This window comes from Vibrio nigripulchritudo, from assembly GCF_027924785.1.
GTDB lineage: Bacteria > Pseudomonadota > Gammaproteobacteria > Enterobacterales > Vibrionaceae > Vibrio > Vibrio nigripulchritudo.
The window spans coordinates 200,998-214,522 of sequence record NZ_AP027050.1; the positions used below are offsets into that span (position 1 = coordinate 200,998).

Here is a 13,525-nt window from a genome sequence, read left to right on the forward strand (position 1 = left end):
TTGTTATTAGACTCTAACTGCTCTGGCTTACTTACCGCGTTGCCAGCCGTGGAATTTCTGAACCCACTCCAGCAATTTCTCTGGGGCATTGGCTTTCTTCCAAACCCCAGCGGTGTATTTAGCCGCTTCACTCATGGTTGGGTAAGGGTGAACCGTACCCAGAATCTTGTTCAGACCAAGGTTGTATTTCATCGCGAGCGTAAATTCAGCCAGCAACTCTCCAGCACCATGTCCGACAATGGTAACGCCCAGTATCGTATCTTTGCCTTTAGGCGTAATGACCTTGATAAAACCGATGTCTGCACCATCCGTGATAGCGCGGTCCAGATCGTCGATGCCATAAGTCGCCACTTCGTAATCGATGCCTTTTTGTTTGGCTTCGCTCTCGTTAATCCCCACTCGTGCGACTTCTGGTGTAGTGTAAGTCGCAGCAGGCATTACGCGGTAATCTGCTTTGAACTTCTTAAACTGACCAAACAAGCCGTTCACAGCGGCATACCATGCCTGATGAGCAGCGGCGTGTGTCAGCTGGAATGGACCACATACATCACCCACAGCAAAGATATTCGGATACTTGGTTTGTAGGAAGTCGTTCACTTCAACCGTACCACGGTTAGTGACTTCAATTCCCAAATCTTCCAGACCGAAGCCTTTCACGTTGGCAACACGACCAAGAGCAAGCAGCACTTTATCGAAGTAAACGCGTTTGGTTTCGCCATTATGCTCAAGCTCAGCAAACTGACCTTGGTCATCACGACCAAACTGCGCCGCTTTGTGACCCGTGAGCAGGTTCACTCCATCCTCTGTCAGGTGGCTAGCAACGAGCTCAGAAGCTTCTCTGTCTTCACGAATCAGGATTTGCTCTGCCATTTCAACCAGAGTTACATCTGATCCCAGAAGGCTAAAGCTTTGTGCCAATTCACAGCCGATTGGTCCACCACCTAATACAAGCAACTTTTCAGGCTGTTCACGTAATTCCCATACGTTGTCGGATGTCAGGTATTCCACTTCGTCAAGCCCAGGAATACCCGGTACGAGCGGGCGAGCGCCAGTGGCGATAACGATATTTTTGGTGGTGATGCGCTCACCGTTAACTTCTACTTCCCATGGTGAAAGGACTTTGGCTTCACCAGTGACGCAATCCACACCCAATGATGTGTAACGCTCAACAGAATCGTGAGGTTCGATACCTGCAATCACATCTTGCACGCGCTCCATTACAGCAGAAAAGTCCGCTTTGGCTTCACCGGCTTCGATACCGAAGCGCTTAGCCTGAGAAATCTCTTTCATGGTGTGAGCAGCACGAATTAAAGCTTTGGAAGGTACACAACCTGTGTTCAAACAGTCACCCCCCATCTTGTGACGCTCAATCAGTGTCACTTTAGCTTTCACTGCTGCGGCAATGTAAGCCGATACCAAACCACCAGAACCTGCACCAATCACAACCATGTTAGTGTCGAATTTTGATGGTTTTTTATAGCCTTCGTAAACTTTACGCGCAGCGATGATATCTACTAGTTTCTTCGCAATTAGAGGGAACAAGCCCAGCAGTACAAACGAAAGCAGAATTGGAGGAGAGATGATGCCTGCTAGCGAATCAATTTCAGCAAGCTGAGTACCAGCATTCACATAAACGGCTGTGCCTGCAAGCATACCTAACTGGCTCACCCAGTAGAAATCGCGCGCTTTGATTGGCGTCAGACCCATCAACAGGTTGACAACAAAGAAAGGGAAAACCGGAATTAAGCGAAGGGTGAACAGGTAAAACTTACCCTGTTTCTCAACGCCTTCATTAATGGCAGAAAGACGATCGCCAAATTTACTCTGTACCCAGTCACGCAATAAGAATCGGCTGAACAGGAAAGCGAGTGTCGCACCAACGGAGCTGGCGAATGACACCAGTAACAAACCCCAGCCAAAGCCAAACAGTGCACCGCCCAATAACGTCATAATGGCAGCGCCTGGTAATGACAGCGCCGTTACGATGACGTAGATAACGAAGTAACTCACGCTAGATAGCAGCGGGTTGTCTTGAATTAGTGAAGACAACTGCTCTTGCTGTTGCTTCGCGGTTTCCAGAGTCAGGAAGCGCCCCAAGTCGAGGCTAAACCATAAAACGATGAACCCGATTATCCCGAGTGCAAGAAATATCTTTTTTTTGCTCATCACATGTCCTTCATTAGGTTGTTGGCAAAATTATCAACCACTTATCTCAAAATTGCGGTCTGGATATAAGTGTAGTGAAACTAGTAAATAAAAACAGGTTAATGCATGTGAGGATAACCCGTTTTTGGAATCTGTTTTAAAAGACCCAGCTTCTGGTGAGTTCATTTCACGTTTTTATGCTTTTTTTGAAAAAAAGTGAATCTACTTATTCCGGATGCTTCTTTAGAGAACGGTAAGATGAGAAGAAAAAAAGAGAAAAGCCCAGCTTGTTGAAACTGAGCTAGATACGATCAAGATAGGCGAAGTTAATATGAGATTCTCGAATTTTAGTGTGATTTTGGTGGGTGATTACACGTGATGGAGCGAGAAAACTCTTCTTGACACATTTGGGCGCGAGGTTCGTTTTCGTACAGTCGATACAGGCGGCACATTTCCACAAGCGTGTCGCAGGCTAGAAGATAGCTTTTGTGGCGAAATGCCTGACCGCGTTCCGGGTTATTCATCTCATTCACCAATGCATAATGAAGCTTTTTCAGAACGCGAATTGCACAATAATCATCGCCAATTTCCTGAGAACTCCTCACTAGCTTCTGGCATGCATCGTTGTAGGCATGCAGAGCACGTTCACAACCATTGCTTTTGCTCAATACCGCTTCACACAGATACATTTCTGTTTTCATATCTTGTGCCTTCAGGCGGTAGTCGTCGATATTGCGGAAGATGAGGTTGTGAAGAGAATCCATTTCAGTAACATCCCAAATGAGTGAAATATTTTTTAAATGATAATCATTATCAATTGATAAATCTACTCCCAATTTTTGTTTTAAAAATTAAGCGGTACGTCACGAAACTTCATTTCTGCACCAATTTCACAAAAAGTTTAAACATTTCATCAAGATAGTTCAGTTGCTGATGAATTGAAAAAATGCGTAATTTTACGTGCTTCAAAGCAAGATTCCTTGCTCTGATCTAGCCTCGCGCGCTGTCAATAAACCCTTTAAAAATTTTTCTTTTGGGGGAGAAAATTATGTAACACAACTTGAATTGATAATCGTTATCAACTAGAACTATATGCCAAGATGTAGTGGTTATTTTTTGAACTGCATACAAGATATAGTTTTTAACCGAGTACAAGATAGAGTTTATGGACGTAATAAAACGCGACGGTCGAAGAGAGAAGACCAGCCTAGATAAAGTGACTCGTAGAGCAGAAGCACTGGCAGACGGGCTAAAAGTTGAGCCAATCGCAGTGGCTCAGAAAGTCGTAAGTGGTTTGTATGATGGCATCAAAGTAACAGAAATTGATGTCTTCCTAGCGGAAACCTCCGCAAGTTTAGCCGCCGAGCACCCTGACTACGCCAAGCTGGCAGCACGTGTTTTGGTCAGTTCTTTGCAAAAGGAGACACAGGGCTTCCAATGGGCGACAGAGCAGCTTTCTGAAATTGGCATTCTTTCCGAGGACTACGTTGCACAAGTGCGCCGACAAGGTCCTGAAATCGCGGAACTTATTGACTATCGTCGTGACTACCAATTTGATTACTTCGGTTACAAAACTCTTGAACGTTCATACCTGCTTAAAGTTGATGGCAACATCGTAGAACGTCCGCAAGACATGTACATGCGTGTAGCGATTGCTGTTGCAGGTGAAGACGTCGCACAAATCAAAGAACTGTATGACATGCTCAGCCTGGGTTACTACACCCACGCGACTCCAACCCTGTTTAACGCGGGTTGTAAGATGCAGCAACTTTCTTCTTGTTTCCTACTGGCGATGCAAGATGACTCCATTTCCGGCATCTACGACACGCTGAAAGACTGTGCACTGATTTCTAAATCCGCTGGTGGTATCGGTCTTCACATTCACAATATTCGCGCGTCAGGCGCACCTATCATCGGCACCAACGGTATTTCTAACGGCATCATTCCAATGCTGAAAGTGTTCAACGAAACCGCACGTTACGTTGACCAGGGTGGCGGTAAACGTAAAGGTTCTTTCGCCATCTATCTGGAACCTTGGCATGCCGACATTGAATCTTTCCTGGATCTGCGTAAGAACCACGGTAAAGAAGAATTCCGTGCACGTGATCTCTTCCTGTCACTGTGGGTTCCTGATCTGTTTATGGAGCGTGTAGAGCAGGACGGCGAATGGACGCTGTTCAGTGAGCACAATGCGAAAGGATTGTCTGATGTATACGGTGATGACTTCGTTGCACTGTACGAGAAGTACGAGCGCGAAGGTCTGGGCATTAAGACCATCAAAGCACGTAACCTGATGACTCAGATTATCGAATCTCAGGCAGAGACGGGTACTCCGTACATGCTGTACAAAGATTCGTGCAATATTAAATCGAACCAGAAGAACTTGGGTACGATTAAGTCGAGTAACCTGTGTGCGGAAATCATGGAGGTATCCACTCCTGAAGAAACTGCAGCGTGTAACCTGGCTTCTCTGGCATTGCCTAAGTGTGTTATCGATGGTCAGTTTGATTTCGATAAGCTGCACGAGATTACTAAGATCGCGATTAAGAACTTAGATCGTGTTATCGACGTGAACTACCATCCAACCGATAAGATTGAAGTCTCTAACCACGCTCACCGTCCAGTCGGATTGGGTATTCAGGGCTTGGCAGACGTGTTCTTCAAACTGCACCTTGCTTACGACAGCGAAGAAGCTCGCGAGCTTAACCGTGCAATCGCAGAAACCATGTACCATGCGTCCCTTGAAGCTTCTAGCGAGCTGGCAAGAGATCTTGGTGCTTACAGCAGCTACGATGGTTCGCCAGCAAGTCAGGGGACTTTCCAGTTTGACCTTTGGGATGTGCAGCCAAGCGATCGCTGGGACTGGAACGCGCTTCGCGAGCAAGTCTCACAGCACGGTCTGCGTAACTCCCTATTGATTGCTCAAATGCCAACGGCTTCCACGGCTCAGATTCTGGGCAATACCGAAGCGTTCGAAGCGCAAACCAGCAACATCTACAAGCGTCAGACTTTGTCGGGTGAGTTCATCATTGTGAATCGCCATCTAGTAGCAGCGTTGGAAGAGCGCGGGCTATGGACGCCAGCAATTCGTGATTCCATTATCTTGAACAACGGTTCTCTGCAAGAGATTGAAGCGATTCCAGAAGATGTGAAATCGGTATACCGCACCATCTGGGAGCTTTCTCAGAAAGTCATTATCGATATGTCCGCTGACCGTGGTCCTTACGTTTGTCAGTCACAAAGCCTCAACCTGTGGCTGGCATCGCCTACCTTTGCTCAAATCAACGCCATGCACTTCTATGCCTGGAAGCGCGGTTTGAAGACGGGCATGTACTACTTGCGTACCAAGCCTTCTGCTAATGCGGTGAAAGTAACCGTTGGCAACAACGAAGATGAAGAGTGCGTAGGCTGCGGCGCATAACTGACGCTCCAGCACATTGATATTTAGGCGGAGACGATGCTCCGCCTGCAAATTAGGACAACCCCATGATCGTAAAAAACAAATTCAGCCTGTTCCCAATTCAGTACGAAGAGATTTGGCAAGCATACAAAACCCACGAAGCGGCATTCTGGACAACCGAAGAGCTCGACTTTGCGCAAGATTTGCCTGATCTGCAAAAGCTGACTGAAGGTGAGCAACACTTCATTCGCCACGTTCTGGCTTTCTTTGCTCAGAGTGAAGGCATGATCAACGAAAACCTGCTGACGCGTTTCTACGGTGAAATTGAAATTGCAGAAGCTCGCTGCTTCCTTGCACTGCAAGCGTTCAACGAAGTGATTCATGCAGAAACTTATGCACTTCAGCTTGAAACCTACATCCCTGATGTGGAAGAACGTGAGCGTCTGTTCAATGCGATTGACAACGTGCCTACAGTAAAACGCAAAGCACAGTGGGTGATGAAGTGGATCTCTTCAGACAAACCGCTACCAATGCGTTTAATTGCTTTTGGTCTGGTAGAAGGGTTGTTCTTCGCGGGCAGCTTCTGTGCGATTTACTACTTCCGTAAACGTGGTCTGCTGGCGGGTCTGGCAGCAAGTAATGACTTGATTGCTCGTGATGAAGGTTTGCACTTTAGCTTCTCTGCTTTGCTGTTCAAAACACTAGGCCAGGGCAAAGTGACTCAAGCAGAATTTGAAGAAATCTGTCGCGAAGCGGTATCTATTGAGAAAGAGTTCGTAACCGAAGCTCTGCCAGTAGACCTGATTGGAATGAACGCTGACCTGATGTGTCAGTACATCGAACACACAGCAGACGTTATCGCTGGCCTGTTTGGTTTCGACAAAGTGTTCGGCTCTGAGAACCCATTTGATTACATGCGTCTTCTGGACATGGAAGGCAAAACAAACTTCTTCGAAAAACGCGTGACGGAATACAAGCGTCCGCAAGATCGTCAACTGGCTTTCGATGCCGATTTCTAACAGGAGTGGAACATGCAAATTGAAATGTTTAGCAAGGACAACTGCCCGCAATGTGTGACTGCAGCCAGCTGGGTTGCACAGCAAGGGTTAAAACTGAGTCAGCTTAAATTAGACATCGACTTCGACAGAGAAACCTTGTTTGAACTGTTTCCAATGGCAAGAAGCTACCCACAATTTCGTGTAAACGGGCAACCTGTTGGTGATTTTGAAACACTAAAGAACCAACTTGCATTCAGTGCGGAAACTTCTTTTTAAAAAGAACCTAAAATTTCTCACTTAATCAAGCATAGAGAAGTGGCTGTTTTTACAGCCACTTTTTTTGTTTTCTTTTCCAATATTTATCCTATGTCCCTAAAGTGTTTCTAACTTGTTATTTTTAAACATATTATTTTGATGCAATTGTCATTTATAAAGTTGCATAACAGTCAATAAAATAAAAATATCAATTTCATTTCTATAAAGTGTATGAGTGACAACACTCACATTTGGTAACCCTTTAAAGTATATATAATTTAAAACCCGTTCATTGTTTCAAATCCTGTGTTTATTATCACTGCTCTTTTATTTTCAATGTTCATTCTGTAAATAACCAATATATTGAAATTAGTCTGAATTAACTTTTTATTAACTTATTGTTTTTATTTTTTGTTTGAAGCTTATAAAGAGCTTTGAAGGGATTCGTTTACTTTTAAAATAGGGAAAGCTTTATGAAATCTGAAAACACTCAGTTGGTTTCTGAAGAAGTTGTAATTAATGATCTGCGTTCTTCTGATTACGAGGAATTATATCCATTGATCAGTCCACCTCACTTGGGGTACGTGGATGAAAAGTTTTTGAAAAAGGTGTTCAAACCGGAAGGACCTGACGTGGTCACTGGTCTGGCTCTCCGTGCAGGCGGCAAGCTGGTAGGATGCATGGGGTTTATTCCTCAGGAGAGGGTGACACGCGAAGGTAATACCGTACAGACTGTGAATCTCACCTGCGCTGTATCTCACCCAGACTATCGAGGATATGGACTAAAGCTGTTCAGACAGTTAAACAAGTTTGACGACGTCCTTTTCACGGCTTTGTCTGCCAGTGATGTCGCCGATGTTATATACCGCAAAGTGTGCAAAGCAAGAGAGCAGTCCGGTGGGTTTCAAATTGTCGATGGTGTTTTAGACGACGTTTCCCAAGTTGAAGCGCATGTTGATGAGTTTGATTTAAGCCATCTCAGTGACTATGAAAAGTCGCTCTACTTTTCACATGAGGATCTTGAGTGTAATCAGTTTCTAATTAAGTCCGAAGAAGAGGTTTGCTTCTTAATAACTAGAAAAGTGAAGTTGGAAGACAAACTATGCAGTGAAATTGTTTACTTTGGTCATGAAGATCTTTTTGTAAGCCATATCCCTGCTATTTCTAAGTTAATTAAAGAACATGACAAGTCAGAGCACTGTGTTATTAGTTTGGCTGATACACCGGTTTGCCTTATTAATTTGGAAAGTCAGATTAAAATGAAAGAACCGAGAGTAACGTTTGGTATAGATGTTGATATTCCATTTATTTCTCTCCATTCAGAAAATTTAATATTTGGTTTGTAATCCAGTTTATTTACATGACTCAATTTAGTAAAAAAACGTTTTTAATGTGCGCGATACCGATCTCGCTGTACAACGTTGTTATGTCATCATTGGGCTTTGTCGATTCATTTATGATCAGTCAGCTTGGTGAAACAGAAGCAGCAGCTGCGGGAATCGGAGCCAGGTGGCTGTGGTTCAGTGCTTTCTTTGTGTCGGCTTCATCGACTGGTGTTGCCATTATTTGGAATCAGCAGTCTGAGCGAGCCGATACTGAGTATCGTCGTAACATTGTTCGAGGGTCGCTGATCATTCTTGGTTGTGCTTTAAGCTTTGCCTGCCTTTTCTTTACCATACCTGAGATGCTGGCGAGGTTGTTTTCCAAGGACGAAAGCATATTGGAACTATCGAGTGGTTACATTTCCCTGATGGCAGTTGTCATCATCCTGACGGGTCTGACCACCATTCAAGATTTTGCCTTTCGTTCTTTAGGAAGAGTGAATCTAGTTCTCTACAGCTACTGCTTTGAAGTGGCACTGAATATTCTCTTGAACTATCTGCTGATATTTGGGGCTTACGGTGCACCTAAATTAGGAATAGAAGGTGCCGCCATTGGCTCGATCATCGCTAGGGGGCTACGTTTTCTGCTGCTTCTGTTGGCAATGTACGGGTTCGAGCCAAGGCTAAAAGTAGGGCTTAGGGAAGTTTATTCCTCCTTTAACCTTGAAGCTTATAAGAAGATCTACAGCTTATGCTGGCCCGTGGTGCTGGGATCGCTTGCTTGGGTAGGTGGTGTATTTGCGTTTCAAGTGATATACGCCAATATGGGTACCGACGTTTTGGTGGTTATGTCCATTATCACTCCGTTTGAACTCCTCGCATTGTCGTTTGTTTCTGGCGTAGGTCAGGCAACCAGTATTCTCGTAGGTAAAGAGTTAGGTGCACAGAGGTTTGAACGCGCCAAGCACGTCGCCAAATTGGGTCTGACATTTGGGGTTATGTCTGGCGGACTGGCAGCTTTCATCATTGTTGGTTCTTCATTCTGGGTCATTCAATACTATGAACATCTGAGTGAGTCTGTGGTCGGTATGCTGTCGATCATGTATCCGCTAACCGCGATCACTGTGATGCTGAAAGCCATTAATAGTGTTCAGATGGCAGGTATTCTCGTGAGTGGTGGAGAAACCAAATTTGTAGTGAAGCTCGATTTTGTTTGTCAGTGGATCATCGCAATTCCAACCGCTGTTGCTTTAGGATTGTGGTTGGCTTTACCAGTGCACTGGGTCTATTTGTTTGTGCAGATGGAAGAGTTTGCCAAACTGTTCCCAGCGATGTTTAGAATTCGTCAGCACAAGTGGTTGGTGAAACTTGCATAAAAAAAGCGTACCGGTGCGGTACGCTTTCTTTTCAATTCGTAAAATCAGATTGTTTCTGTGTCAAATTGATAGGTTTCAATTTCTTTGGGCAATGGCTTCTCGGGGGAAACGGGAATCAGTACAGTGAATCTGGCACCACCCAATTCACTATCATCAACAGAAATTGTCCATTTAAGTGATTTCGCAGCGCTGGCTGCAATCGCCAGACCTAAGCCGAAACCGCCACTGGCAGAATTGCGGCTTTTATCCAGTCGGGCAAACGCCATGAATATCTCTTTGCGCTTGTCTTCTGGAATTCCGGGTCCATTGTCTTCCACATCAATTGCCCAATGGGTTTTAAAGCAAGTTAGGCTAAGCCTTACTTTTCCGTTGCCATAACGATTTGCATTGGTAATGAAGTTGTCGATTACCAGTTGGCAGAGTGTTTCATCGGCATGCAAGATGGTGTTTTCTGAAATACAGTTAACGACAAACTCCCCATTGCGCTGGGTGATTTTGTTCAGACGTTCCTGACAAAAATCAGAAATGTAGATGCTGGAAGATTTCTGCTGTATTTCGGCATAGCCGGAAACATTCAGCTTGGATAACTGAACGATGTGTGTCGACAGATCTTTGATGTCTTCGACGTAGTGATCAATGTTGTTGAATATTGCCCGATCCTGAACCGGAGTCTGGATTCTTGCGAGGTCTGACGCCATCTGAATTCGGCTCAGAGGTGTTCGAATTTCATGTGGGATTGCCTGAGTGAAGATCTGGCTTTGTTTCACCCGGCTTTCAATGTCTTCCGCCATACCGTTAAAACCATTCGCCAGCTCGCGAATAGGCTGAGAATAATGGGCAGTTGTTCTGGTGGAAAGGCTGCCTTGTCCAAACTTTCTCTGGTCAGCCAGTAGTTGGTTGATTTGTATCTGAATCTTTCTCACTGGCACGTAAATCAGAGCAGCTAAACTCACGACTAGCGTTGCCAATAAAGCCAGAACAAAATGGATTTCCGAATCCTCATACCATTCAAATTGGGGTTCGAAGAACTCACCATGCTCGCCAAAGAAGAAACTGTAATTTGAATTGGGAATAGGCATGACAACGGCAAAGTGACAGCCATTGATGAGGTAAACGGGGAGTCCTTTCATGTAGAACATGAATTCACATTCAGCGCAGGGAGCACTTTCATCCCAGTCTTTGATTAAGGCTAAGTCAAAGATGTAAAAACGTTGTTCTCCCGTGCGTTCCAGCTCTTTATACAGCGAGTTTGGGTCGCCTTTTTCTTCGATGTACTGATTGAGAAAGAAATTAGCATCGTTGAGAAATATCTCTACATCCGTTCGATGCATATACCCTTCACCCAGATGCATGAAGACCATAATTGTTAAACCCAGCCCGGCAATGATGCCTAAATAAAGCCGGGTAAACATCGAATTGAGAACCTTAAACATGAGTCAGCATATAGCCTTGATTTCGTACGGTTTTGATAAATGCTGACGAAACATTCGCCTGAGAGAACTTTTTCCTGAGCCCTGACACCCGCATGTCGATGGAGCGGTCATTAAAGTTGTACTCGATGCCACGTGCAGACTGGCAAAATATTTCTCGGGAAACTGGCTTGTCTGAGTTTTCCATCAACAGGTGCAGGATATCGAACTCTGATGCCGTAAGATTGAGTTTATTTTCGTGGTAACAGGCGATTTTTCGAGTAAGGCAAAGGGTAATGCCATATTTAGAAAGAGACAGAGGATCAGTGGTAGGTTGCGATTTCTTATAACGACGAAGCAGCGCCTCGATTCGAGCAACCAGAATATGACCCCGGACGGGTTTGGTTAAATAGTCGTCTGCTCCAAACTTAAATAGACTTACTTCGGTGAGCTCATCTTCAGAAGCGGTGAGAACAACGATCATTCCATCATAAAACTCTCGGACTTCCTGACAAATGGTGGCACCATCTTTTCCAGGAAGCATCAGGTCTAGAATAACAAGATCGGGATGAGTATTTTTTACCGCGTCGACAGCGTCCGAACCGTCGCAGATAGCGTCAACCTCGTAGCCTTCAGCTTCAAGGTACATCTTAGTCAGGCGAGATATTTCCTTATCATCTTCAACCAATAAAATTCTACAATTTGGCATCTTGATATGGCGTTGTTATGCATTCCGGGGCAAGTATATAGAATGTGAATTGTATCGCAATAGTGAGAAGGAAAATATTTTTCTCGTTGTAAACTCGAAATCTCTTACACTGTCTTACATTCAAGAACCCAATTATACATTTGACTATATTTCATGCTGTAAAAAAGATGCAATCGATTTCTTGTCAGTGTTTTCTAGTGAAATTTACGAAATGACATAAATTACGTTTCGATGGGATTGGTGTTACTTGTCCTTACAAAATCGATAGAGATGTATATCGTATTCTTTATCTTTAGTGATTCATGTATTGCGGGTAGCTATGCTTTCAGTTTGCGCTCATTACACAAGGAAATTCCAGCGATGAAACTGAAATTCTCATTACTTCCACTGATTTTTACAATAGGCAGTTTTTCTACATTTGCGGCAGATAATGAAAAAAACATTATCGAGAAAAAAGTGATGGATTGGATGCATGTAGAAGTGAAAACAGTGAAGGGTATTGCCGTTCGTCACGTGTTTTCCTGCTCTTTCTATTCTGCTACCCCAGTACTAAAGCACCGAGATGGAGAATCTTCGTTCGGTGATCATAAATTCTTCTCTCTCAACGGACAGCTAGAAGAGCTGATTACTCCAACTTCAACTCAGGTTATGCCAGATGTTTCTGGGTGCCTGAAATCTGATTTTCGCCTGAATACCCAAGAGGATGCCGAATACCTACTTGAGGCTTTGGACACTTTATTTGCGTCAGGCAGCCATTTTGATCAAGGCGTAGAAAAGAAGGCAATCAAGGACAAAGATAGCTGGAAGCTGATTACGGGTGAGTTCTTTGATGACTTATCTGGTTACAAGGTAGTAACGGATGAAAAAGGCAAAATTAAAAAAATTGAGTATGTTTTGGGACTGTAATCCATTCTGAATATCTTTTGTTCTTTTCTTTACCATCTGACCAATTAAACGTTAAGTTGTTTAGCTATTATTTAGCAAGATTGGTCAGGTATCGCTCTGAAAAAACGGTGAAACTCTTCGGAGAAAGGACAGGAGAACACTTTGAGCACACAATACGATGCGCGAATGCAGGCGACATGCGATTACATACATCAACATCTGGATCAGATACTAACGGTTTCTGAACTTAGTCAGGTAGCGCATTTTTCTGAATTTCATTTTCATCGTCAGTTTCGGGCTTATGTTGGAGTCAATGTCGCACGTTACATCACGCAGCTCAGACTAAAAAGAGCGGCGTATCAGCTTGGCTTTCATCCCGAAAAGAGTGTGACAGACATTGCCTTAGACGCACAGTTTGAATTTTCTGAGTCGTTTTCTCGTGCTTTCAAAAAGGAATTCGGTCAATCCCCTCGTGATTTTCGCAAACAACCGGATTGGCAGAAGTTGCACCAGACATTCTTGAAGCCAACAAGGCGACAGGAGGAGAAAATGAAAGTAGACATTCAAAAATTTGAGAGAACCTTAATTGCGGTATTTGAGCATCGCGGTCCCGCTCCACAAGTTAATCACTCAGCTATGAAATTTATCGATTGGCGGAAGTCGACAGGTTTATCGCCAGTAAGCAGTCGCCGGACTTTTGGTTTGATTTACGATGACCCTGCAGAAACCGAGCCGAGTAAGTTTCGATTTGATATTTGTGGCGAAGTTCATCAAGCCGTTCCTGCAAATTCTCATGGTGTTGTGAACAAAGAAATTCCGGAAGGAAGAGTAGCTGTTGTTCGCCATATTGGTTCTCATGATGAGCTCGATAAAAAGGTTATCTACCTTTACGGAACTTGGCTACCTGAAAGCGGTGAAACACTGCGAGGTTTCCCGTGCTTTTTCCATTATCAGAATTTCTTTCCTGAAGTGGATGAACATGAACTAGTTACAGACGTTTACTTACCCATCGAATAAAACAGAGCG

At 44.2% G+C, this 13,525-nt stretch carries 11 protein-coding genes; 7 read left to right on the forward strand and 4 right to left on the reverse strand.

Features of this window, described 5'->3' with window-relative positions; all coding sequences use genetic code 11:
- Positions 1-27 precede the first annotated feature (27 nt).
- Both lpdA and QMG91_RS19250 read right to left on the reverse strand, forming a co-directional pair.
- Positions 28-2,166, reverse strand: coding sequence for a dihydrolipoyl dehydrogenase (gene lpdA, locus QMG91_RS19245; RefSeq protein ID WP_281831528.1), 2,139 nt, complete (start codon positions 2,164-2,166; stop codon positions 28-30).
- A gap of 326 nt (positions 2,167-2,492) precedes the next feature.
- Complete coding sequence (locus QMG91_RS19250; protein ID WP_004403286.1) at positions 2,493-2,909, reverse strand: hypothetical protein; 417 nt, start codon at positions 2,907-2,909, stop codon at positions 2,493-2,495.
- Between the two features lie 401 nt (positions 2,910-3,310).
- On the opposite strand from QMG91_RS19250, the gene QMG91_RS19255 reads away from it, so the two are divergent.
- The 5 genes from QMG91_RS19255 to QMG91_RS19275 all read left to right on the forward strand — a co-directional run bounded on the left by QMG91_RS19255 (position 3,311) and on the right by QMG91_RS19275 (position 9,496).
- Positions 3,311-5,566, forward strand: coding sequence for a ribonucleoside-diphosphate reductase subunit alpha (locus QMG91_RS19255; protein ID WP_045965492.1), 2,256 nt, complete (start codon positions 3,311-3,313; stop codon positions 5,564-5,566).
- 65 nt (positions 5,567-5,631) lie between these two features.
- The gene (locus QMG91_RS19260; protein ID WP_004403294.1) at positions 5,632-6,564 is read left to right on the forward strand and encodes a ribonucleotide-diphosphate reductase subunit beta; all 933 of its coding nucleotides are present in this window, start codon (positions 5,632-5,634) and stop codon (positions 6,562-6,564) included.
- A 12-nt stretch (positions 6,565-6,576) separates the two neighbouring features.
- Entirely contained in the window at positions 6,577-6,819 is a 243-nt protein-coding gene (locus tag QMG91_RS19265) for a glutaredoxin family protein (protein WP_004403296.1), read from the forward strand.
- 452 nt (positions 6,820-7,271) lie between these two features.
- On the forward strand, positions 7,272-8,144 hold the full coding sequence (locus QMG91_RS19270; RefSeq protein WP_045965494.1) for a GNAT family protein: 873 nt from the start codon (positions 7,272-7,274) through the stop codon (positions 8,142-8,144).
- A 14-nt stretch (positions 8,145-8,158) separates the two neighbouring features.
- Positions 8,159-9,496, forward strand: coding sequence for an MATE family efflux transporter (locus tag QMG91_RS19275; protein WP_281870316.1), 1,338 nt, complete (start codon positions 8,159-8,161; stop codon positions 9,494-9,496).
- Between the two features lie 44 nt (positions 9,497-9,540).
- On the opposite strand, the gene QMG91_RS19280 is transcribed toward QMG91_RS19275, so the two are convergent.
- Together QMG91_RS19280 and QMG91_RS19285 are read right to left on the reverse strand one after the other, a co-directional pair.
- On the reverse strand, positions 9,541-10,908 hold the full coding sequence (locus QMG91_RS19280) for an ATP-binding protein (RefSeq protein ID WP_281831530.1): 1,368 nt from the start codon (positions 10,906-10,908) through the stop codon (positions 9,541-9,543).
- 13 nt (positions 10,909-10,921) lie between these two features.
- Positions 10,922-11,614 carry a response regulator transcription factor gene (locus QMG91_RS19285; protein WP_281831531.1) on the reverse strand — a complete coding sequence of 231 codons (693 nt, stop codon included), beginning with the start codon at positions 11,612-11,614 and terminating at the stop codon, positions 10,922-10,924.
- Positions 11,615-11,974: 360 nt separating this feature from the next.
- On the opposite strand from QMG91_RS19285, the gene QMG91_RS19290 reads away from it, so the two are divergent.
- On the forward strand, positions 11,975-12,520 hold the full coding sequence (locus QMG91_RS19290) for a hypothetical protein (RefSeq protein WP_281831532.1): 546 nt from the start codon (positions 11,975-11,977) through the stop codon (positions 12,518-12,520).
- Positions 12,521-12,661: 141 nt separating this feature from the next.
- A complete protein-coding gene (locus QMG91_RS19295; RefSeq protein WP_281831533.1) occupies positions 12,662-13,516 on the forward strand; it encodes an AraC family transcriptional regulator in 855 nt (284 codons plus the stop codon).
- Positions 13,517-13,525: the final 9 nt, after the last annotated feature.

Coding starts and splice junctions, on each gene's coding strand:
- QMG91_RS19290 (WP_281831532.1), top strand. CDS start 11,975: ATGAAACTGAAATTCTCATTACTTCCACTGATTTTTACAATAGGCAGT.
- QMG91_RS19265 (WP_004403296.1), top strand. CDS start 6,577: ATGCAAATTGAAATGTTTAGCAAGGACAACTGCCCGCAATGTGTGACT.
- QMG91_RS19270 (WP_045965494.1), top strand. CDS start 7,272: ATGAAATCTGAAAACACTCAGTTGGTTTCTGAAGAAGTTGTAATTAAT.
- QMG91_RS19260 (WP_004403294.1), top strand. CDS start 5,632: ATGATCGTAAAAAACAAATTCAGCCTGTTCCCAATTCAGTACGAAGAG.
- lpdA (WP_281831528.1), bottom strand. CDS start 2,166: ATGAGCAAAAAAAAGATATTTCTTGCACTCGGGATAATCGGGTTCATC.
- QMG91_RS19280 (WP_281831530.1), bottom strand. CDS start 10,908: ATGTTTACCCGGCTTTATTTAGGCATCATTGCCGGGCTGGGTTTAACA.
- QMG91_RS19250 (WP_004403286.1), bottom strand. CDS start 2,909: ATGGATTCTCTTCACAACCTCATCTTCCGCAATATCGACGACTACCGC.
- QMG91_RS19255 (WP_045965492.1), top strand. CDS start 3,311: ATGGACGTAATAAAACGCGACGGTCGAAGAGAGAAGACCAGCCTAGAT.
- QMG91_RS19285 (WP_281831531.1), bottom strand. CDS start 11,614: ATGCCAAATTGTAGAATTTTATTGGTTGAAGATGATAAGGAAATATCT.
- QMG91_RS19275 (WP_281870316.1), top strand. CDS start 8,159: ATGACTCAATTTAGTAAAAAAACGTTTTTAATGTGCGCGATACCGATC.